General features: G+C 59.3%; 21 protein-coding genes. 11 read left to right on the top strand and 10 right to left on the bottom strand.

Annotated features, from left to right (window positions below):
- The 3 genes from E4662_RS23475 to E4662_RS23465 all read left to right on the top strand — a co-directional run.
- Positions 1-572, top strand: a 572-nt coding sequence (locus E4662_RS23475) for a PfkB family carbohydrate kinase (RefSeq protein ID WP_240705309.1), incomplete at its 5' end; no start/stop codon positions are given.
- An 11-nt stretch (positions 573-583) separates the two neighbouring features.
- Positions 584-1,420: a 5-deoxy-glucuronate isomerase gene (locus tag E4662_RS23470; RefSeq protein WP_136444078.1), complete on the top strand. Its 837-nt coding sequence runs from the start codon at positions 584-586 to the stop codon at positions 1,418-1,420.
- Between the two features lie 43 nt (positions 1,421-1,463).
- Positions 1,464-2,303, top strand: a complete 840-nt coding sequence (locus tag E4662_RS23465; protein WP_136444077.1) for a class II fructose-bisphosphate aldolase — start codon at positions 1,464-1,466, stop codon at positions 2,301-2,303.
- 146 nt (positions 2,304-2,449) lie between these two features.
- On the opposite strand, the gene E4662_RS23460 is transcribed toward E4662_RS23465, so the two are convergent.
- Entirely contained in the window at positions 2,450-3,451 is a 1,002-nt protein-coding gene (locus E4662_RS23460; RefSeq protein WP_168798071.1) for a LacI family DNA-binding transcriptional regulator, read from the bottom strand.
- Between the two features lie 130 nt (positions 3,452-3,581).
- Here E4662_RS23460 and E4662_RS23455 point away from each other — a divergent pair, with 130 nt between their 5' ends.
- From E4662_RS23455 to E4662_RS23420, 8 genes are read left to right on the top strand one after another with little or no spacing between them, the layout of a single operon-like run.
- On the top strand, positions 3,582-4,769 hold the full coding sequence (locus tag E4662_RS23455; protein WP_136444075.1) for a CaiB/BaiF CoA transferase family protein: 1,188 nt from the start codon (positions 3,582-3,584) through the stop codon (positions 4,767-4,769).
- The gene (locus E4662_RS23450; RefSeq protein WP_136444074.1) at positions 4,766-5,560 is read left to right on the top strand and encodes an enoyl-CoA hydratase/isomerase family protein; all 795 of its coding nucleotides are present in this window, start codon (positions 4,766-4,768) and stop codon (positions 5,558-5,560) included. Before E4662_RS23455 ends, E4662_RS23450 begins: the two co-directional genes overlap by 4 nt.
- Positions 5,561-5,574: 14 nt before the next feature.
- Positions 5,575-6,525, top strand: coding sequence for an MBL fold metallo-hydrolase (locus E4662_RS23445; RefSeq protein WP_240705308.1), 951 nt, complete (start codon positions 5,575-5,577; stop codon positions 6,523-6,525).
- A complete protein-coding gene (locus tag E4662_RS23440; protein WP_136444073.1) occupies positions 6,515-7,471 on the top strand; it encodes a 3-hydroxyacyl-CoA dehydrogenase family protein in 957 nt (318 codons plus the stop codon). Before E4662_RS23445 ends, E4662_RS23440 begins: the two co-directional genes overlap by 11 nt.
- Before the next feature lie 48 nt (positions 7,472-7,519).
- A complete protein-coding gene (locus E4662_RS23435; RefSeq protein ID WP_136444072.1) occupies positions 7,520-8,620 on the top strand; it encodes an ABC transporter ATP-binding protein in 1,101 nt (366 codons plus the stop codon).
- A gap of 36 nt (positions 8,621-8,656) precedes the next feature.
- Positions 8,657-9,994, top strand: a complete 1,338-nt coding sequence (locus E4662_RS23430) for an ABC transporter substrate-binding protein (RefSeq protein ID WP_136444071.1) — start codon at positions 8,657-8,659, stop codon at positions 9,992-9,994.
- Between the two features lie 60 nt (positions 9,995-10,054).
- On the top strand, positions 10,055-10,984 hold the full coding sequence (locus E4662_RS23425) for a carbohydrate ABC transporter permease (RefSeq protein ID WP_136444070.1): 930 nt from the start codon (positions 10,055-10,057) through the stop codon (positions 10,982-10,984).
- 1 nt (position 10,985) lies between these two features.
- The gene (locus E4662_RS23420) at positions 10,986-11,825 is read left to right on the top strand and encodes a carbohydrate ABC transporter permease (RefSeq protein ID WP_136444069.1); all 840 of its coding nucleotides are present in this window, start codon (positions 10,986-10,988) and stop codon (positions 11,823-11,825) included.
- 133 nt (positions 11,826-11,958) lie between these two features.
- On the opposite strand, the gene E4662_RS23415 is transcribed toward E4662_RS23420, so the two are convergent.
- The 9 genes from E4662_RS23415 to E4662_RS23375 form a co-directional block, all read right to left on the bottom strand.
- Positions 11,959-12,987, bottom strand: coding sequence for a zinc-dependent alcohol dehydrogenase (locus E4662_RS23415; protein ID WP_136444068.1), 1,029 nt, complete (start codon positions 12,985-12,987; stop codon positions 11,959-11,961).
- Between the two features lie 3 nt (positions 12,988-12,990).
- Positions 12,991-13,701, bottom strand: coding sequence for an SDR family NAD(P)-dependent oxidoreductase (locus tag E4662_RS23410; protein WP_136444067.1), 711 nt, complete (start codon positions 13,699-13,701; stop codon positions 12,991-12,993).
- Entirely contained in the window at positions 13,698-14,816 is a 1,119-nt protein-coding gene (locus tag E4662_RS23405; RefSeq protein WP_136444066.1) for an extracellular solute-binding protein, read from the bottom strand. The genes E4662_RS23410 and E4662_RS23405 overlap by 4 nt, the downstream gene beginning before the upstream one ends.
- 456 nt (positions 14,817-15,272) lie before the next feature.
- On the bottom strand, positions 15,273-16,079 hold the full coding sequence (iolB, locus tag E4662_RS23400; RefSeq protein WP_136444065.1) for a 5-deoxy-glucuronate isomerase: 807 nt from the start codon (positions 16,077-16,079) through the stop codon (positions 15,273-15,275).
- Between the two features lie 52 nt (positions 16,080-16,131).
- The gene (locus E4662_RS23395) at positions 16,132-17,313 is read right to left on the bottom strand and encodes a phytanoyl-CoA dioxygenase family protein (RefSeq protein WP_136444064.1); all 1,182 of its coding nucleotides are present in this window, start codon (positions 17,311-17,313) and stop codon (positions 16,132-16,134) included.
- Positions 17,314-17,369: 56 nt separating this feature from the next.
- On the bottom strand, positions 17,370-18,269 hold the full coding sequence (gene iolE, locus E4662_RS23390) for a myo-inosose-2 dehydratase (protein WP_136444063.1): 900 nt from the start codon (positions 18,267-18,269) through the stop codon (positions 17,370-17,372).
- Positions 18,266-20,098: a 3D-(3,5/4)-trihydroxycyclohexane-1,2-dione acylhydrolase (decyclizing) gene (gene iolD / locus E4662_RS23385; RefSeq protein WP_136444062.1), complete on the bottom strand. Its 1,833-nt coding sequence runs from the start codon at positions 20,096-20,098 to the stop codon at positions 18,266-18,268. The genes iolE and iolD overlap by 4 nt, the downstream gene beginning before the upstream one ends.
- Before the next feature lie 66 nt (positions 20,099-20,164).
- Positions 20,165-20,944: an ATP-binding cassette domain-containing protein gene (locus E4662_RS23380; RefSeq protein WP_136444061.1), complete on the bottom strand. Its 780-nt coding sequence runs from the start codon at positions 20,942-20,944 to the stop codon at positions 20,165-20,167.
- Between the two features lies 1 nt (position 20,945).
- Positions 20,946-22,067 (bottom strand): ABC transporter permease, encoded by a 1,122-nt coding sequence (locus E4662_RS23375; protein ID WP_136444060.1) that lies wholly within the window; start codon positions 22,065-22,067, stop codon positions 20,946-20,948.
- Positions 22,068-22,143: the final 76 nt, after the last annotated feature.

The following is a 22,143-nucleotide window of genomic DNA, read 5'->3' as shown; positions in this document are numbered from 1 at the left end:
TTTCCGCCCTGATCACCGCCGGGACGGTATTTGCCGCCGAGCCATCGCGCAGCGCGACCTTCCGCGCCTTTGAGAATGCGAAGCGGGCGGGTCTGCCGATCATCTTTGACATCGACTATCGTCCTTACAGCTGGCCTTCTGCGGATGTGGCTGCCGAAGTCCTCTCCCGCGCGGGCGAAGAGAGCGACCTGATCGTCGGCAATGACGAAGAGTTCGGCTTTATGGCCGGCGGGTTGGACAAGGGACTGAACAAGGCCCGCGATCTCGCCGCAAAAGGGAAAATGGTGATCTACAAGATGGGCGAAGGCGGGGCCGTGACCTTTGCCGGGGGCGAGGAAATTCGTACCGGGATCTTTCCTGTCACCGCCGTAAAGCCCAATGGGGCAGGGGACAGTTTCATGGCCGGTCTGCTCGCCTCCATCGCGGACGGGCACAGCCTGCGCGATTCCGTGCTGCGCGGCTCGGCCTGCGCCTCCATTGTGGTCAGCCAGCCCGGCTGTGCCCCTGCCATGCCCACGACGGGGCAACTCGATCGCTTCCTCACAACCCATCCTGGTCCGACAACGGCCTGAAAGGACCCGACATGCATATCGCTCCCTTCGACAATCAGAACAAACCCATCGTGGACGCAGACGACGCAACAGTGCCGCTCAACTATTTCAACATCGTCAAGTTGAAACGCGGCGAGGCGTTTGAGTATCAAGTACCGGGCTATGAGACCTGCATCGTGCCCGCGACAGGCAGCGTGAATGTGGAAATCGAAGGGGTTCATTTCACCGCGCTGGGAAATCGGGGCGAGGATGTCTGGGATGGCGAGCCGGAGGGTGTCTATGTGCCGGTCGGGGCCAAGGTCACGCTGGTTTGTGTGTCAGAGGAGACCGAAACCTTCATCGCCGGGGCGCGCTATGACAAGGTTCTCGACCCCTTTGACGTGCGCGAGCATGACCTCGTGCAATACGGCTCTGATGACACAAAAACCCACCGCAAGATCAAACACATCCTCGGCCAGAAGCAGCATGACAAGGTCGGACGCCTTCTGGTCAGTGAATTGTTCACGGTAGGGCAGGGGGGCTGGTCCGGTTTTCCCTCGCACAAGCATGACACCAACCGTCTGCCGGATGAGACACGCCACGACGAGACCTACAACTTCCGGTTCAAGCCGAACCACGGCTCCGGCCTGCAAATGCTCCAGCGCGAGGATGGCAAGCCGGGAGATGCCTATCACATCGTCGACGGCTCCACGATCTGCATCGACAATGGTTACCATCCCTGCGCGGTGCTGCCGGGCTACGAGATGTACTACTTCACGATCCTTGGCGGGCTGACCCAGCGCAGCCTCGTGCAGTATTTCCAGCCCAGCCATGCCTATCAGATCGAAACGATCCCCGGCATCAAGGACATGATTGCCAAGTTCAAGTGAGCGTTTTCGCGCTTCCCGATCCCTGCCCGATAAAGAGACTCTCATGCCGCTTGTCACTCTCGCCGACGTTCTGAAACCTGCCCTTGCAGAGGGCTATGCCGTAGGCGGGCTGGTCACGCTCGGCTGGGAAGACATGCGCGCCTATGTGGCCGCCGCCGAAGCCGAAGGGGCGCCGGTGATCTTGCAGGCGGGCCCGTCCTGCCGAGCGCACACGCCGTTGCCTGTTCTGGGCAAGATGTTCCGCCACCTGGCCGAAAACGCCTCGGTGCCTGTGGTGGCGCATCTGGACCACGGCTACACCTTTGAGGAGTGCAAAGAGGCGCTGGACAGCGGCTTTACCTCGCTGATGTTCGACGGCTCGCGCAAGCCCTTGCAGCAGAACATCGACGAGACCGCTGCCATCGCCGAGATTGCCCACGCGGCGGGGATTTCCTGTGAAGGCGAGATTGGGTTTGTGGGGTATTCCGGGGGCGAAGGCTCCAACGGCACGGACCCGGAAGAAGCTGCGATTTTCGCACGCGAAAGCGGCGTCGACGCCATGGCGATCTCTGTGGGAAATGTGCATTTGCAGGAAAACAAGGAAGGCGGCCTCGATGAGGCCCGCATCAAAGCCATCGAAGCGGTGACGGCTGTGCCTTTGGTCATCCACGGCGGCTCCGGCGTGCCTGTCGCGCAACGCACAAAGCTCGCGCGGGAGACTGCAATCTGCAAGTTCAATATCGGCACTGAGCTGCGCATGGCGTTCGGCGCAGCCCTTCGGGACGCAGTCAACGCTGACCCGGGCCGTTTTGACCGGGTGACGATCCTGAAAGAAACCCACGATCCGGTCGAAGCTGCCGCTCGCCGGGTGCTTCGAGCATTTGGGGCACCGCGGCAGGGATGATTGCGGGCCGCGTTGTCTTGGCCTGTCCCGATAGGCCGGTGCGAAACGAGGGAAGGCAAGGCACTCGTCACAACTTGGGTCTTTTTACCTCGTGTGAGATGACCCTTTCTTGCAGCGCTTGAGAGTTGGAATTTGGTTCGCAGAGCTTAAACCTGCCTTGGTTTCGATGTGCTGTTTCGCAGCAACAGGGTTGGTTTCGTAAGAACTCTGGTCGTTGATTGCGAGGTTTCCGGCGGAGAGCACACAGTTTCCACAGCCAACTGCCCCATTTCTGCCAAGGGGGTGGACACCACGGATAGCGGGGTACTGAGGTCTTGTGCGAATTTTACGTCATGAATGGCAATAATCGACAGATCATCCGGCACGTTTAGACCTCTTGCGCGGATTTCTCGCAAGGCGCCAACAGCCGAGACCACATTAAAGCAAACGATCGCTGTCAGATCCGGGTGCCGGTCCAACAATTCCGATGTGCCTTCAGCGCCCGCGTCAGAATGCGGAGCGGAATACACAACAAGGTCCTCGTTGACATGGCTGCCCATCGCTTGGCGCCAACCTGCGAGCCGCTGATCGGTAAAGGTCAGGCCCTGTTGCGTTGCTAGGCAGCCGATCCGTTTATGCCCCAAGTCGATAATATGCTGAGTAGCAAGTTCTGCGGCTTCATGGTCCGGGAGATGGACAAGATGTGCATCGATGTTCATGCCGGCTTGCAACAACACCACTGGCACCTCCTGTCGCACAGCACTTGCAATGATCTCGTCAGAAAACGCGCCAGCGGCTTGTAGGACCAGTCCGTCTACACCGCCGCCGCCGATCATACGGGCCAACCGGGTATTGCTCACCATGCCAGCGGAAGCATCCCCGAGGATGATCGCTTTGTTGAGCTTGTTTGCCTGCTCCTGAGCGCCGCGCAGGATTTCTCCGTAGACGGGATTGGCAATGTCATGGACGACAACGGCAATCAGCCCCGACTTTGAAGAAGCCAAGGACTGAGCGACAACATTGGGCGCATAGTTCAGTTCTCGGATGACGGCTTCAACGCGCGCTCTCGTTTCCTTGCCGATGCGCAGCGCCCGATCATTGTTGATCACACGCGAAACCACGGCCGGCGATACGCCCGCCTTCTTTGCGATTTCAGCCATCGTTACCATGCGAAGCGCCCTCATCCGTGTCTTAGAGACAATGTCCCGATTTTTCTTGCGTCGCGCAAGCGGATCTTGGTAAAGCGTATTACCAAGGCAAATTTGGTGCGATTCGAGGCCAGGGGAGGGCAGCAATCCAATGACGAAACCACTTCAAGCTCTGGAAGGCATTCGCGTCCTCGACTTCACGCAAATGATGCTGGGCCCGCTTTGCACACAAACGCTCGCTGATATGGGGGCCGATGTTCTCAAGGTGGAACGGCCGGGCAAAGGCGAGTGGATGCGGTCCATGCCGATGATTGGCGAGTTTGTTGGCGGCGACAGCGCCGCGTTCCTGTCCTTCAACCGGAACAAGCGCTCCTTGTCCGTTGACCTCAAAAGCGCGGAAGGGCGCGAGGCGCTTCTGGATCTTGCCAAACACTGCGACGTTGTGGTCGAAAACTTCCGCTCTGGCGTGATGGATCGGCTTGGTCTTGGCTATGAGGATTTCAAGGTTGCCAATCCGAAGATCATCTATGCATCGGGCTCTGGTTGGGGGGCAGGCAGTTACCTTGCCGAGAAGGGGATGCCGGGGCAGGACCTTTTGATCCAGGCCATGTCTGGGGTGATGTTCAACACGGGCCGAGCCGAGGATCCGCCGACCGCCTGTGGCACGCCAATCGCTGATTTTGCAGCTTCCCAAGCCCTTGCCATTGCAATTCTGAGCGCCCTGATTGCCCGCGACCGCCACGGCATTGGGCAAAAGGTCGAAACCAATCTCTATTCGGCGACGCTGAACCTCATGGGGCAAGAAAACTTTGCAGTCCTCAATCAGGGCATCAGCCTCGAACGGTCTAGCGCCGGGGTGGCGTCTTGCTGGAACGATGCCCCTTATGGCGCGCATCCGACCTCGGATGGTTGGGTGGCCATCGCCATGTGCCCGTTGGCCAAGCTTGCCGATCTTCTGGAGGATCCCGGTCTGGCCGCGATGGACCCCTGGAACCAGCGCGACGAAACCAAGCTGCGCATTGATGAAAGCACCCGAACTAAGACCACGGCAGCATTGATGGAGATCCTGGAAGCTGCCGATGTCTGGGCAGCGCCAATCCGCAATTCGAGCGAAGCGATGCAGGAACTGGTCGATCTGGATTCGCCCCGTCTTGTGACGATGGAGCACCCCAAAGCCGGTGAGATCAAGGCCATCGCCAATCCGATTACCATGAGTGCAACGCCGGTATCCCTGCGCCATGCGCCGCCAAGCGTTGGAGAGCATACAGAGGAGATTCTGTCAGAGCTTCTTGGAGAAAAACGCCTGAACAGCCTTCGCAAGGCGGGAGCTTTGGGATGACACAGGACAGGTTGCACCCAAATCTGGTGCTGGAACGGCACGGGCCAATCGAGGTTCTTCGGGTAGATCGGGAAGAAGCGCTCGGGGCGCTGAACTTCGAGATTCAGGCCGCGTTGGGAGCGTATGCCACTGATCTCTATGCCCGAAAGGAAGAAGTTCGGGTGCTGATCCTGACCGGCACCGGGCGTGGGTTCGTAGCGGGGGCAGATATTGCCGGCTATCACGGCGCACCACAGACCGTGTTTGACGACTTTCAGCGACGTTCACGGCAAACCTTTGACGCGATTGCCAATCTTCCGCAGGCCACCATTTGCGCCGTAAACGGTTATGCGCTTGGCGGGGGGTTCGAACTGGCCCTGTGCTGCGATTTTGTTCTGGTCAATGAAAAGACCAAAATGGGTCTGCCGGAAATCAAGCTTGGTCTCCTCCCGGGAGGCGGCGGGACCCAGCGCCTGCCCCGCTTGGTGGGGCCCATGCGCGCCAAGGAAATCCTGATGACGGGCAGGATGATCACCGCGGCCGAAGCCGTCTCCTATGGCGCCGCACTAGAGGCTTGCGCTCCTGACGCGCTGATGCCCCGCGCCATGTCCTTTGCGCAGGAATTGGCTGGGCAAGCGCCGGTGGCGTTGCGAGACGCGAAACGCGTGGTGGACGACGGGCTTGATGCGGCGCTGACCGCCGGGCTGACCATGGAGCAACGTGTTCTGGGCACCTTGTTTGCCACCGATGACGGAAAAGAAGGCATCGCGGCCTTCATGGAAAAACGCGACCCCGAGTTCAAAGGGCGATGAGGAGAATGACAGTCATGACGAAATCCGTAATCAGCTATCAGTCTGGCCCGTTTGCAACGGTGTCCATGGGGCTGCCGGGCGATCACGAAGGCAAAACCGCGACACGGGTGTTCTTTGTGCGCGGCACCGAGAAGACCGCGCTGATCGACAGCGGACTGTTCGGTGGGTTGGCCGCGCTGGAACAAGCTTTTGATGAGCTCGATATCAAGCGGGAGGCTCTGGATCTGCTTTTGCTGACGCATGAGCACATGGACCATGTGGGTAACAATGGTTGGCTGAAGGCCGAAACCGGGTGCACGATCGTCGGCCACGAGGGCCGCGCCGACCGTGTGGCGGACAACATGTTGAACGCCAAGGCGATTGTCCACGCCTTCCCCGAAGGCGAAAGCTTTGACCTGAATGAGGAATACCTGGACTGGATGGGGCCGACAGAGGGCCCGATCGACCAGTTCGTCAAGGATGGCGATGTCATTGATCTTGGCGGCGGTATCGAACTCGAAGTGGTCGAAGTTCTGGGCCATTCCATGTGTGAGATCGGCTTTTTAGAACGCTCGACACGGACATTGGTGATTGCCGATCCGCTGCTGCCGCCCTTCAACCCGGTGCTTTACCTGTATGAAGAGCCCAATGTCATGCGGGCCACTTTTGACAAGATCGAAAAGTTTCTTGTTGAGCGCGATGTGCAGGCGGTTCTGTTCGCCCATGACGAGGTGAAAACCGCCGCCGAGACCCAGGAACTGATCGAGGATTGCCGCGCCCGTGTCGACAAGGTCGAGGCGTCAATGGTCACCCATATGAAGGCCAATCCCGGCATCAGTTTCGCTGATTTGCGCGACAAGTGCTGCGATGATCAGAACATGGTTCGGGAATGGCGGGCCCTTGTCTCCATTGATGCCAGCCTGAAGGATTTTGTTGCCAAAGGGTTGGCTGAAAATCGTAACGGCGGGTGGCACTATGTCGGCTGACCTACCAACCTGCGCGGTCCTGGGATCCGGCACAATGGGAGGGCAGATTGCCCTTTCCCTGGCGCTTGGCGGGGCGTCGGTGACGCTCTGGGGGCGCCGGGCGGAAACTCTGGCTCCGGCGCGGGAGCTTTGCGGCAAGGCCTATGATTTCCTGGTCTCCAAGGGTTTGGCCGACGCGGCAGAGCGGGACGCGGTTCTGGGACGCATCGCAACCACTGACTCACTTGAAGTGGCAGTGGCGGGCAAAGGCTTTGTTATCGAAGCCATCGCCGAGGATATGGCGCTGAAACAGGACCTTCTGGCCCAGGTCGAATCCTTGTCGGACGCTGGCACGATCCTGTCCTCCACCACGTCCGCATTGAGCGCCACGGAACTGCAATCGGCGCTTAAGGACCCCGGCAACTTCTGCATCGCGCATTACGCGCAACCAGCCCATCTTGTGGAACTGGTCGAGGTCGTCGGCGGGGCGCATAGCTCGGACAGGGCCATTGCCGAAACCACCCGTATTTTGCAGGCCACGGGTAAAACCCCTGTGCTTTGCCCGGATATTCCGGGGTTTCTCTGGGCGCGGATCCAGCACGCGGTTCTGCGCGAGTTTGCCTCTCTGGTGGGGCAGGGGCTTGTGACGCCGGAGGCCTGCGACACGATCCTGAAGGTCGGTTATGCCTCGCGTTTGCCTGCCATGGGGGCTTTCGAACACGCGGATCTGGCTGGGCTCGACCTGATCAATTCCCCGGCGGCCAAAGCGGTCTGGGCGGATCTCAGCACGGTGTCAGACCCCGCTGAAACGCCAGTTGGCCAGCTTCTGGAACAGGGGCAACTGGGCATGAAATCGGGGCGCGGCTTCTATGACTGGTCGACGCGGGATCCTGAGGAATTCAAGCGCTTGCGAGATGAGGAAATCATTCGCCGGGTCAAGATCAACCGGGCTGGCGAGGCCGATTGACCACGCCGTCTTGGGCGCAAATCAAACACAGTTTGGAGGAGGAGCCAAATGAGTGGAGTTCAACTGAATGATATCACCAAGTCCTACGGGGCGGTGAATGTCATTCCTCCCTTGAACCTGTCCTTTGATGAAGGTGAATTCGTTGTCATCGTGGGGCCTTCGGGCTGCGGGAAGTCGACGACCTTGCGGATGATTGCGGGCCTGGAACCTGTCACCAGTGGATCGATTCATATCGCCGGGAAGGATGTGACCTGGGCCCGCCCAAAGGAACGCGACATCGCCATGGTGTTCCAGTCCTACGCGCTTTATCCGCATATGGACGTCGCGGGGAACATGTCCTTTGCGCTGCGCCTCGCGGGCACGCCCAAGGATGAGGTGGAAAAGCGGGTCAAGGTAGCGGCAGACATGCTGGAACTGACCGAATACCTGCATCGCAAACCCAAAGATCTCTCCGGTGGTCAACGTCAACGCGTGGCCATGGGACGTGCCATCGTTCGCGATGCGTATTGCTTCTTGTTTGACGAGCCTCTGTCCAATCTCGATGCAAAGCTCCGGGCCACCATGCGCACGGAGCTCGCCATCCTGCACAAGAAGCTCGATCGGACAATGGTTTACGTGACCCATGACCAGATCGAAGCCATGACCATGGCGGACCGGATCGTGATCATGGAAAAAGGGAACGTTCAGCAGGTCGGCAGCCCGCGTGAGGTCTACAACAACCCTAAAAACCTGTTTGTGGCGGGGTTTATCGGGTCTCCGTCCATGAACTTTCTGGATGCCGAACTGCAGGGCGCGGAGCCGCGCATTGTCGGACAAGGGTTTGATCTTGCCCTGCCGCCGCGTTTGCAACAGGCGGTCCAGAACCACGGCGCGCGCAATGTGGTGGCGGGGTTGCGGCCCGAGCATTTTGCCTCGACCGAAGCCAAGGGCGGCACCGCGGAGTCGCGTTTTGCCCCGATTGCACTGACGGTTGAGGTCGCTGAATACATCGGTTCGAGCCAATTCCTCGCGGCCAATATCGGTCCGAAGCAGGTCTCGGCCGCGATTGAGGTCGGCCCTGACAGCGCCCCGCTGCAGAGCGGCGACTACCTGTTCGACACCAACAGAATCTACCTTTTCGACAAGACCACCGGAGAGGCGGTGGCCTGACTTCAGCACAATAGTCTTACATTCAGGGAGGAAAGAATGACACGTAACCTTTTGAAAGGATTTGCGGCGAGCGCTGCTGCGGCTTTGCTTGCGACGACGGCTCTGGCCAATCCTTATGAGAAATACGACGGCACGACGATTGTTGTCAGCTGGCCATCGCTGGCGCATTTCAACGCTGCCGAAACGCTGGTGGAAGAGTTCACCGAAGAGACCGGTATCGAGGTTGAGATCGACGCGCTTCAGTATCTCAAGCTGCGAGATCGGCAGATTCTCGAAATGTCCAAACCGGAAGGGGATTACGATGTGGTTTCCTGGGTGGTCATGTGGAAGGGCGAGTACGTGTCCAAGGGACTTCTGACTCCCTTGAGCCAGTTTTACACCTCCGGATCGCTTGTGGATCCGCTTTATGACATTGACGACATCGCGGATGCCTATCTGCAAAACGGTGGCGTTGTTGGTGGCAAGAAAGGCTACATGCCCGGCGCATCCGGCGCGCTTTATGGCATTCCGTTCGGTGCCGAAACCTCGATCCTTGCCTACCGCAAGGATGTATTCGAAGAGCAGGGCATCGCGGTTCCCGAAACCTATGATGAACTGACAGCCGCAATGACCAAGCTGCACGAGGCCGGCATCCCGGCGCTGACGTCGCGGGGTAAGACCGGCCACCAGGTCACGGCGGCGTGGTTGTTTCACCTGGCGCCGATGGGCGGCAAGATCTTTGATGACGAATGGAACCCGGTGGTGAATTCTCCTGAAGCGGTGAAGGCCGCAGAGTTCATGCGCCACGTGGCCAAGACGGGCCCGGTGGGCATCCAGACCTTCGGCTTTGGTGAAGCCTCCGCCGCTTTTCTTCAGGGCGATGCCGCGATGCATCTTGATACTCTCAAGATCGCAGCCATGTCCCGCAATCCCAAGCTGTCCAAGATTGACGGCAATGTCGGTTATGCGCTGCATCCGACGGACAAACGTTGCGGGTCCGAAACCGGTGGGTTTGCGCTTGGCATCCCTGACAATGCGCCCAACAAGGAAGCGGCCTTCTTGTTCATTCAATACATGACCTCAAAGGCCGGGGATCAGCGCATGGTGGAACTGGGTGGTGATCCGATCCGGATTTCCACGCTCAAGAACAATGCCGATCAGTACCCGGATTATGCGGTTACGGCAGAGCAGCTTCCTTGTGCGGATCCGGATTGGCGCCCGCTGATCCCGGAATGGAACGAGATCAACATCGACGTTCTTGGCCAGGCCCTGACTCAGGTCATCACCACCGATGATCCGATCCAGCCGATCATGGACGAAGCCAATGAAAAACTGCGCGCCATCATGGAGCGTGAAGGCTACTACACCTGGGCCGAGTACCGCGCCCAACAGTAACCAAACCGGGGCGGCGGTCTGATCTGCCGCCCCACATCTCCCTTCCAAAGGCTCGGCAACATGACTGACATTCCTGCACATGGCACGCCAACTGCCCTAAAGCGGCCGCGCGACTTGTCCGCGCTTGTCCCTTACTTCTTTATTCTTCCGGCCGTGGCGATCATGCTGGCGGGCCTCGTTTATCCGGTGATCCAGGCCTTCTACCTGAGTTTTTATGATTGGAAGATCGGCACCGATTTCCAGGACGCCCCTTACGTCGGCCTGCGGCATTTCACCCGGATGCTCACGGATGAGAATGTCTGGGAATCCATCTGGGTCACGCTGCGTTTCGGGTTCTGGACGATCTCCATTGAAATGTTCCTTGGTGTGTCTCTGGCCTTGTTGTTGGAAAAGCCGATCCGGGGGGCTTCCGTCTTTCGCACGATCTTCATCCTGCCGCTGATGGTGTCACCTGTGGTGGTCGGGTTGATCTGGCGCTATCTGTTTGATGCGCGCATCGGTTGGATCAACTACTATCTCGGCCTAATCGGGATTGAACCTCAGGTTTGGTTGGGCGACGCGGACCTGGCCTTTTTTGCCATCGTCTTCACCGACATCTGGCAGTGGACCCCGTTCATTTTCATCATTGTGATTGCCGGGCTGCAGGCTCTGCCGTCGGAAGTGCTCGAAGCGTCCAAGATTGATGGGGCCAACTGGTGGCAACACATTCTCTTTGTGAAGCTGCCAATGATCCGCTCGATCCTCATGATCGCACTGCTGATGCGCCTGATCGACGTCTTTCGCGCGCTTGAGGTCATGTACATCCTCACCGGGGGCGGCCCGGGCCGATCGACCGAACTGTTGTCACTGCACATCTACAACCGGGCCTTTGATACACAGCAGCTCGGCTATGCCTCGGCCATTTCGGTGCTGTTGATCGTGATTGTCACGCTTCTGAGCCTTGGCATCCTGCGAATGGGCAACCCTATGAAAGACAAGTCGGATATCTGATATGATCACGAAACAGATAAACAACCCGCTTCATGTCTGGGGACACTACGGAGCCCTGATTGTTCTCGCGCTTGTCACGCTGGCGCCGATCTGGATTATGGTGGTTACAGGGTTCAAGGACGATGTCCTTGTGCAGCAAAAGGAACCGGTCTGGTTCTTCTTTGTGCCGACCCTTGAGAACTACGAATACATCATGACCCGCGGCAAGTTTGACCGCTATCTTTGGAACTCGGTCATAGTTGGGGTCTGGGCAACCTTCCTGACGTTGCTGTTTGGCGGGCTTTGCGCTTATGCGCTGGCCCGGACCGAGTTTCGCGGCAGGGTTTTGGTGGCCAACTCGACCTTGCTTGTGCGCATGGTGCCGCCCGCTGTCCTTGCCGTGCCAGCCTTTGCAATGGTTATCAAGTTCAGTCTGGATGCCGACCTCGCCGTCTTGATCTTCTTCTACACGGCGCTGAACCTGCCATTCGCGATCTGGCTGTTGTTCGGATTTTACAAGCAGATCCCTGTGGAGCTCGAAGAGGCCGCTATCGTGGATGGCGCGACGCCTTTGCAGGTCTTCTTCCGTGTGCTCTTGCCGCTGATGAAATCGGGCTATGCCGTGGCCGGGATCTTTACCTTTCGGATTGCATGGAACGAGTTCATCCTGGCGCTTTTGCTGACCGGGCGTACCTCGCGCACTCTGCCCGTAGGGGCGGCCGGGTTCATCACCGATACCGGGGTGGAATGGGGGCGCATCATGGCCATGGGGACGCTTATCGTGATCCCGCCTTTGCTGTTCACCTTCTTTGCCGCCCGCCAGATCATTGCCGGCATGACGGCGGGCGCGGTCAAAGGGTGATCTGAACCGGCCAGTGATCCGGAAGGTTCCGGGCCGGGTGATGGACCATTAAAATGCCGATCCAGTTGCAAGACAAAAGAAAGGGCGCTCAATTGAGCGCCCTTTTGAATTATGGACCAGGCTGGACTTGGGGTTAGGCGTCCGGCTTGATCAGAACTTTGCCCACCGCCTTGCCATCCGCCATCATTTCGCAAGCGTCTTGCGTGCGCGAGACAGGGAACTTCGCAGCGGTGATCGCGTCGAAGTTCACCGTGCCACTTTCGATCAGGGCAACGGCGTCAGCAAACTCATCGGTAAACAAAATTGAGCCGACTGATGTGACTTCCTTGAGCGCGTTGAGATGCAGGTTGATCGGTACATCCGTGGGCTGGATCAGGGACAGCACCGAAATCACCCCTTGTTTGCGCACCGCATCCAACGCCTGGTTATAGGCATGCGGAGACCCGCTCGCCTCGATCACCACGTCGTAACTGCTCGTCAGCTGGGTCATGTCATCTTGTCCAATCACAAACCCGGCTGTTGCCCCCACGGCCTTTGCCGCGGCAATGGAGTCCGGCTTGAGATCTGTCACATCCGCCTGAGCGCCCTTGGCCACGGCCCCCACAACCGCCAGCAGTCCCATCGGCCCGCAGCCGGTGACCAGAACCTTGTCACCGGGTTTGATCCCCGCGCGGTTGACCGAATGCAGTGCGCAGGCCAGAGGTTCGGCAAAAGTCAGATGGTCGGGGTTCACCCCATCGGCTACGGCCTTGCAGCATCGCGCCGGGAAGTCGAACTCTTCGCGAAAGAACCCGTCGATATGCGGTTTTGTCGTGGCCGATCCGGGAAACCGTTTGGTCGGACACATATTGATGTCGCCGCGCAGACAGGCCGGGCAGGTGCCGCATTCAATCACCGGATTGATCGCCACCAACTGGCCCGGCGCAAAATCATGGCCATTGGCGTCCGCAACATAGGCACAGGCTTCGTGGCCGAGCGTTACGGGGTAATCCAGATAGAACCCGGCGTTTGCAAAATGGCGAAAGTAATGCATGTCGGTGCCGCAGATGCTTGCCGTGGCAAGTTTTAGGCGCATGTGGTCGGGCGCGATGTCTTGGGGCATGTCGACCTGCTCGATGCAAACCTCTCTCGCGGCGACAAGTTTGGACTTCGTATAGCTCATGTCTCAGAACCCCACCGAGTAGCCGCCATCAACCGGAAGAAGCACACCGGAGATATGCGCTGCACGGTCTGATGCGAGGAAGTGAACCGCTTCCGCGATGTCTTCGGGCTGGCCGAACTTGCCGCCGGGTATGCGCCCTTCGATCTTGTCGCGCCGCGCCGGATCTTTGGCCAGGATCGCGCGGGTCATGTCGGTGTCGATAAAGCCCGGGGCCACGGCATTGCACCGAATGCCAAACGGCGCGGCATCAACGCAGACCGAGCGGGTCAGCCCGACGACAGCGGTCTTGGCGGTGACATAGGCCGCGGAGTTCGGCAGGGCGAGCAGGCCGCCCATGGACGAGATATTGACGATGGCTCCTCCGGTGGGTTTTTGCAGTTCCACGTAGCGCCCACAGGCCAGGAACATGGCCTTGACGTTTAGCCCGATCACCTGGTCGAACTCTTCGGGTGAAACGTCCCACATGGGTTTCTTGAGATGCATCCCAGCATTGTTGACCAGCACATCGATATTGCCGGTTTTTGCATGAATGTCCGAAAGGAAACCCACATTGCGGCTCAGATCGGCTTCGACAAAGGTCACGTCGCCGTCAACGGATCCAAGATCGCCCTTGGAGCGCGCGACCACATGAACCTGATATCCGTCTTTTACGAACCGTTTGGTCTGGGCCAGACCGAGCCCTTTGTTGCCGCCTGTGATGACTGCGGTCTTCATACGCGTTCCTCCAAGTGCTTTTGGTAGAGCGCGTTGATTTCGCGCAGGAAATCAGTCTCGTCCCGGTCTTTCAGAAAGAAGCCCGGGAAGATGTCACAAACATCGTCGACAAATCCGAGGAACCAGACATCCCTCGGCCGGGTCCAGGCGTTTTCCATGGTGTGCAGCGCTCCGTGCAAAAACCCGGAATATCTAGGATCCTTGCCCATGCGCCGCCAGCTCTGCAGATGCGCGGGCTGACCTTCGTTTTCGAGGTAAACCCCGGATTGGACTGGTTCGGACGTCACCCATTGTGCAAAGGCCACAGCCTTTTCGGGGTGGTGCGTTTGTGCCGAAACGCCGATGCCGGCACCGCCGAGGATCCCGCGTTTCAGGGCGCTGCCCCGGAAGCTCGGCAAATCGCAATAGTCCAACTGATGCGGGCGAAATCCGGGGCGGGCATAGTTGACATAGCCGAACAGGCTGGGCGCATAGGCAAAGTCGTCGGTTGTCGACATGGCTTCGAGCGCCTTGATCGGGTTCCAGTGAACGGCCTCGGACGGACCGGCTTTGTAAAGGGCTTTCAACACGCGCAGTGACAAAAGCCCTTTCTCGTCCGAACAAAAGGCGGTTGGCGACATCGGAAGCCGCTCTCCGCCGCGCCCTGCGATCAGGGTCATCATCATGTCAAACGCATCCACCGGCAGTAGCGGGGTGACCATGGGCAGGTCATAGTGACCTGCCAAGGCAGTTTCCCAATCGGGCAGTTCAGTGTGGCATAGGTCGGAGCGTTTGACTGCCACCTGGCAGGCTGCATCAATCGGATAAGCCCAGAGCTGATTACGCCAGACATAGCTTTCCAACGACCCGCCCAGCGAAGCTTCTGTTGCGTCTTTTGGAAAGGGCAGGGGCAAAAGGCTCTCCGTGTCGGCGATCAGGCCGACATGGGGATGATCCAGAACGATGAAATCATAGTCTTGAGCCATCTGTTCTATGGAGGCATCGGCGAAGGCCTGAAGGCTGCGCCGATCCCAGGAAATGTTTGTCCCGTGAAGGCGCTTGTACTCAGCCGTCGCGGCTTCCAGCCCGGCATAGCCACGGGGATGGTCCCAGGTCATTCCTTTGAGGTGTGTCATGTCGCATGTCCGTTTCAGGAAAAAGACTCGTCATTAGCGTGGGATGGCGAGATCCGGCGCCCATCTTAGTAAAGCGCTTTACCAAGTTTTGCAACCGCAAGATACCGGTGGCCAGCTTTGGAGGTTACGCGTGGACTCAAAGGGGGTGGGCCGTCTCGACTTCTGAGGGGCAAAGACACGCGCCTGCGAAAAACTCCCTCATAAATAGTGACATTGGTCGAGAATTGACGATGCGTTGCGAGGGAGTGCCGCTAAGAGCTTTAGCTTTTCAAGCAAACTGGAAAAATGTGGGACGAAACGTGCCGCCCTCGACCAAGAAAACGATCGGCGCTTTCGCTGCTGATTTGCTAACAGGCAAAAGCTCCTGAGCGTCCAATGGTTGGGCGAGACGTCAATGCATGTGCTCGAAAAAGATTACCGCTTACCCGCGGCCGTGTACGCGGGTGCTACCAATCTTCACCCATCCCGCTCCATAATCCACGCCACCTCCGGCGCGGGTTCAAATCGCCATTTGCGCAAAGGCCCGGCCATGACGTTGAGGTAGTACATCTCAAAGCCATAGGGCGCGCCGCAGGGGTGGTGGCCGCGCGGAACCAGAACCACGTCGCCGTCCGAGACTGCCATGGTCTCATCCAGCTTCCTGTCATCCGTATAGACCCGTTGAATTCCAAAGCCGTCCGCCGGGTTCAGACGGTGATAGTAGGTCTCTTCGAGATAGGTCATCCGGGGGTAATCGTCTTCGTCATGACGGTGGCTCGGATAGCTCGACCAATGCCCAGCCGGGGTAAAGACCTCGGTCACCAGAAGCGAATCGCAATAATCCTCGTTCTCCATGGCGATGTTGTTGATGTGGCGGGTGTTGGTGCCTTTGCCGCGGGTTGTCAGCGAGATGCCGTCCGGCCCGATCCGCCGCGCCTCATGGCCGCCATGGCCGGGGGCGGAGCAGACCGCCAGCACGCAGTCGGTTTCGGCCACGGCTTCCCAGTCGGTGCCGCCCGGCAGGTAAAGGCAGTGCGGCGGTGTTTTTTCAAAGACGTTCATTCGCTCGCCCAGAACGCCCCAATCCTGGCCTGCGCCGGTGATCGCGGCTTTGCCTTCGACCATGACCAGGATGACCTCACGATCCCCTGTCGCCTCCCACGCGCGTTCCCCGGCGCGCAGGCGGTAGAGAGAAAAACCGACATAGAGCCACCCCGCGCTTTCCGGCGTGATCTGATGTACCTTGCCATGGGTTCCAAAGGGTTTGCGCAAAAGGTCCGGCATAGTTGTCCTTTCGGTGCGCAACCGGCTTGCGCCGGTTGCGACGTGGTGGTTGTCAAGCCGCCTGACGGGTTTTCAATGCGGCCAGAGTTTCGGCAAAGGCCTCTGTGTCCGCGCCCGTGGCGACCGCCTCGGCCAAGAGCTGCGCCTGGCTGGCCGGGGCGTTGCCGCCAATCGGCGGGTCCGTGTCGAGATTGGTCGGGAACGGATAGCCCTCCGCACAGGCAGCAATGGCCGCAGCCACCGCCTGCCCGGACAGCCGCCCGCCCTGCCAAAGCGAGACCAGAACAGGGTGCAAGGCGCGGGACATGGCCGCGCGGTCGAGGGTCTCCATCGCGCGCCCAAAGGCCGATGAGACCTGCACCAGATTTACCAGCCGCTCGATATTGGCACTGGTGTTCTCTCCCGCCGCATGGAACAGCGCCGGATTGAAGAACACCGCGTCGCCCTTATCCAAAGGCAGCTGCACATGTGCCTCTTCGAACCAATCCCGATGCGCCTCGTCATGAAAGGCGAGATAACCGGGACCGTAGAGTTGCGAAAACGGCAGCAGTTTGGTTGGCCCGCTCTCCAACGGCATATCGCAATGCGCAATTGCGCCTTGCAGCGTCAACGTTGCCGTCACCTCGTGGGCATGGCGCGGATAAAGCGCGGCGTTGTCTGCGCTTTGGAAGCCAAGGTGATAATCGCGGTGCGCCTGCTGCGCCTTGCCGCCGGGCCGCACCTGATTGACCTGCGCGGTCATCTGGTAATTCGGTCCGAGCCATGCTTCGCAGGCTGCCGCAATGGCTGTGTTCCCGAAATAGAGCGCAAAGCCCTCCGGATCACGCAAGCACTGTTTTTGCAGCGAATTCCAGATCCGGTCATTGGCGCCGCTCGCTGCGAAATGATCACCTTTGCCTTCGGCTCCGACCCTCTCTTCCGCAATGATTTGCCGAAACACATCCGTGGCCCGATCAATCGGGGTGGTGTCCGCATAGGCACCTTTCAGAACAATCACGCCCGCGGACTTGCCCAACACCCAGGCCCATTCTTCCATAAGCCGCTTGCGCGCAGATGGATCGGACAGGGTCTCGCGATGCTCGGCCATGTCGTAAAGGGGCACATTCTTGACCACCGAGGCCGCCTGCGGAACGGCCTCGGGCAGGAGGTTTTGCGACGTCAGTACCTTGAACTCATCCAGATCGCAGGACTCGCGATCAAAATACCCCATATATCCAAGCTGACGTTCAACCATGGCTAACCTCCTTGTTGTGCATGGTCTTCGGTTTGGCCCCGAAGGGCCGGTGAACCTTATGTATCGATCTGCAAACCGGCGGCTTTGCACACGGTTTGAATGTGCTCATATCCCATTTTGGAATACTCGAACGGCGGCGCTTTGGCCGGGTCTTGTTCGGCCTCGACCACGATCCAACCGGCGTAATCCATTGCTTTCAAAGCATTGGACACCGCCTGGAAATCGATGCAGCCGTCGCCCGGAACGGTGAAGGCACCGGCCATGACCGCGTCGAGGAAAGAGCGGTTGTTTTCGCGCACATCCACAACCACGTCGGGGCGGATGTCCTTGAAGTGAACGTGATGCACCCGGTCACCCCAGCGGTTCAGTGTCGCCATCACGTCGCCGCCGCCAAAGAGCAGGTGCCCGGTGTCAAAACACAGGCGCAGCTCCGGGCCAGAACCCTCCATCAGCCAGTTCACGTCGTCTTCGCTCTCGATGATGGAACCCATGTGATGGTGATAAGCCATCGGCATGCCCTGATCCGCCATCCACTTGGCCAATTCGGTCAGTTTCGCGCCGTAGGCCAGCACCTCATCGCGTGACAGTTTTGGGCGATCATTTACCGGCGTCGCGATCTGCCCCTGCACTGTGTTGGAGCATTCCGCATAGACGATACAGGGCGCGTTCAGGGCGACGAACTGGTCAACCTGCTGCTGTACCGCCGCCTTTTCCGCCGCAAGGTCATTGACCAAAGACGCACCGGAACACCAGCCGCCACAGAGTGCGATATCGTACTCATTGAGGTACGCGCGCAGACCTTCCGTGTCATGCGGCATACGCTGGCCGCGCTCGACACCGGTGTACCCGATCTCGCGCGCCTCTTTCAGCGCCTGCTCCATGGTAAAATCTGCCGTGATGTCCGGCAGATCGTCGTTCTGCCAGGCAATCGGGGAGATGCCGATTTTTACGCTCATTGCTCGTTTCTTTCTTTACGGGCATTGTCCCAGACCGCGCGTTTTTCCATGACTTCGGGGCGGGTCGAAACCTCCGGCACGCCCACTTCCCACCACGTTCCGCCGTGCTCGGTCGACGGATAGGGATCGGTGTCGATGACAACCACGTAGGGGCCTTTTATCTCGCTGCGCTTGGCCAAGGCCTCTTCCAGTTCGGCGATGGAAGACACCTTGAGGCTCGTGGCCCCCATGGCTTCCGCGTGTTTGGCAAAGTCGATGGCCGAGTTCTCACCGCCAACCGCATGGTCGAGCAGGTTGTTGAATTCGGCGCTGCCGGTGCCCATTTGCAGCCGGTTGATACAGCCAAAGCCGCGGTTGTCGGTGACCACAACGGTAAAGCTGATGCCCATCATTGCGGCCGTCGCCATCTCCGAGTTGGCCATCATGTAAGTGCCGTCGCCGGTGAAGCAGATCACGTCGCGCTCCGGGTCTGCCATCTTGATGCCCATGGCCCCGGCGATTTCATAGCCCATACAGCTAAAGCCGTATTCCATGTGATAGCTGCCCGGACGAGAGGCCTTCCACAGCTTGTGAAGCTCACCCGGCATGGTGCCAGCGGCGCACATGGCGACGGTGTTCTCATTCGCCGCGCGTTGAACCGCACCAACCACCTGCATGTCCGTGGGCAGCGCGTTGCTGTCTGCGGGCGCATCGGTCAGTGGGTCGACCTTGCCAAACCAATCGGCCTTGGCAGCAGACACGTCGCCGGGCGCCTTGTGATCGCCCAGGGCCGCACCAAGCGCCTCAAGCCCGCGCTTTGCATCGGCCATCAGCGGCTCTGCATTGTGCTTGGCGGCATCGTAGGCGCCCACGTTCAGGCAGATCATTCGGCGATCAGGGTTCTTGAACAGGCCCCAGGAACCGGTGGTGAAATCCTGAAGACGTGTGCCCACGGCCAGCACCAGATCCGCCGCCTCGCAGCGATCATTGGCAGGCTCGCCGCCGGTCACGCCGATCGGGCCAAGGTTGAGCGGATGATCCCAGGGTAGGGCAGATTTGCCCGCCTGCGTCTCGGCCACGGGGATGTTGTGGGCTTCGACAAAGCTCTTGAGCGCATCGGTCGCGCCCGAATAGTGCACGCCGCCGCCGGAAACGATCACCGGGTTCTTTGCGGCCTTGATGGCCTCGACCGCATTCGCCAGTTCGCCCTCATCCGCGCCGATCCGGCGCTGACGCCAGACACGCGGTTCAAAGAATTTGACCGGGTAATCATAGGCCTCGGCCTGCGTGTCCTGACAGAAGCCGAGCGTAACCGGGCCGCAATCGGCGGGATCGGTCAGCGTACGCATTGCGCGGGGCAGGGCGGTCAGCAAGTGTTCTGGCCGCGAGATGCGGTCGAAATAGCGACTGACCGGGCGGAAGCAGTCATTGGCCGTGACAATGCCATCGCCGAAATCCTCGACCTGTTGAAGTACCGGGTCCGGTCCGCGCGTGGCAAAGACATCGCCCGGAATGAACAGCACCGGTAGGCGGTTGGCATGGGCCAGAGCGGCCGCCGTGACCATGTTGGTTGCGCCCGGACCAATCGAAGAGGTCACCGCCATCGCCCGGCGTCGGCCGGATTGTTTGGCATAGGCAATCGCGGCGTGGGCCATAGTCTGCTCGTTGTGGCCGCGATAGGTCGGCAGACCATCACGCGAGGCATAGAGCGCTTCGCCCAAACCGGCCACGTTGCCATGACCGAAGATCGCCCAGACACCGGCGATATAAGGTTCCCCGTCTTCTGTGAGCTGTGCCAACAGGTAACGGACCAGCGCTTGCGCTGCAGTCAAACGAATTGTCTTGGACATGGATATCCCCAGAGAGTGTGGGTTCGGTCGAGCCGCCGAAAAGGCGACCCGACGGGTTTCAGTAGTTTAAACGGTGCCGCCCAGAGAGCCTTCAAGCGTCGCGAGTTCCTGCCCGCCTGCCATGAGATCTTGCAGCTCTTCGGGGGTGATTTCACCCCGTTTCGCAGTGCCAAAGGTCTTGCCGCGATTGAGCACTGTAAAGCGATCACCCACAGCCAGTGCATGGCGCACGTTGTGGCTGATAAAGACGACGCCGACGCCTTGCTTACGCACCTTGTCGATGGTTGCCAGCACGTTCGAGGTCTGGCGCACGCCAAGAGCGGAGGTTGGCTCGTCTAGGATCAGCACCTTGGCTCCGAAGTGCACAGCGCGGGCGATGGCTACCGTCTGGCGCTCACCGCCAGAGAGCGTGCCGACCGCCTGATCCGGGCCACGCAGGTTGATGCCCATCTTGCGCATCTCTTCCATGGTCACACGATCCGCATACTCGCGGTCAAAGAACGGGATGCCGAGCCGCGTCTTCAAAGGCTCATTGCCCATGAAAAAGTTCCGGCTCACGCTCATCATCGGGATCATGGCGAGGTGCTGGTGCACCGTGGCAATCCCCGCCTCAATTGCGTCCCGCGGATCGGCGAATTCCATTGGCTTGCCTTCGAAAAGGATCTCGCCCTTGGTGGGTTTGTGCACGCCGGACATGGTCTTGATGAAGGTCGACTTGCCCGCGCCGTTATCGCCCAGAAGGCAGTGGCATTCGCCGGGAAAGACCTCGACCGTGACACCGGCCAGCGCGATCACGCTGCCAAAGTGCTTTTCGATGTTGTTCATACGAATGATTGGTTCAGACATCTCAGCGCTCCCCTGTGATCAGGCGACGGATATAGGTGTTCAGGATCACGGCCCCGAGCAGGATCAGGCCAAGGAAGACCCGAAAGAGCGAACTTTCGACGCCCGCAAAGAACAGTCCCTGCTGCACCACGCCAAAGATCAAAGCGCCCAGAGCGGCCCCGATGACGGAGCCATAACCCCCGGTCAGAAGCGCCCCGCCGATGACCACGGCGATGATGGCTTCGAATTCCTTGAGAAGACCACGATCCGCCCCGGCAGAGCCAAACTCCATCACCTGACAGGTGGCGAAAACCGTCGCGCAGAAAGCCGTGAACATGAACATCAGAACCTTGACGCGGTTCACGGGCACACCGGAGTTGCGGGCCGCTTCGGCGTCGCCGCCTGCAGCGAAGATCCAGTTCCCGAACCGGGTGCGTGTCAGCAGGATGTGTCCAAAAATCACCAGACCGATGGCCCAGACGATCAGCATGGGAATGCCGTCGACCACGGGTTGGCCAGCACGGGTGCCGCGCGAGAAAGTCTCGATCAGACCAACGTTGCCCATCCATTCAAAGATCGGCCCACCAACCTTGCCGCCAAAGAAGGGCGCGAGCCAGTCACCTTCGGCTGCGTCCTTGATGCCGCCGATAATGGTTTTGCGTTCGAGCACCTGAGGGAAAAAGATCGTAAAGCCGCGCAGGATAAACAGAAACGCCAGTGTCACAATGAAAGACGGAAGGCCCGTTCGAATGACGATGAAGCCGTTGATCGCCCCGATGAAGACGCAAAGGACAAAGGTGATCATGATGGCCAGCCAGACCGGCCAGGCCAGGGTGACGGAGAAAATCGCGATCATCATGCCGGCAAAGCCGATCATCGAGCCGACGCTGAGATCAAACTCGCCCGCAATCATCAGAAGGCAGGCACCGACGGCAATAATCATGAATTGAGCCGAGACAACCGACCAGTTCATCACGCCCTGTGCGTTGAACATGCCGCTGTCAAAGGCGGTGAGCAGGAAAAAGGTGAACACGGCGACCGTTCCGACGATCCCACCCAGCTCCGGGCGGATCAGCGCTTGTCTGAACCGGGAAATTTCCTTGATACGTTCGTCTTTATCCGCGCCTTGCGTTGCCGCCGACATCGCAAACTCCGTTCGTTTGTAATTTGGGAAAAAGGGTCAGGGCGCGCGCATCTGGCGCGCCCTGACAGGGAGAAAA

This window comes from Pacificoceanicola onchidii, from assembly GCF_004804335.1.
In the GTDB taxonomy this organism is placed as follows: domain Bacteria; phylum Pseudomonadota; class Alphaproteobacteria; order Rhodobacterales; family Rhodobacteraceae; genus Pacificoceanicola; species Pacificoceanicola onchidii.
This window is presented reverse-complemented; position numbering and strand designations above follow the sequence as displayed.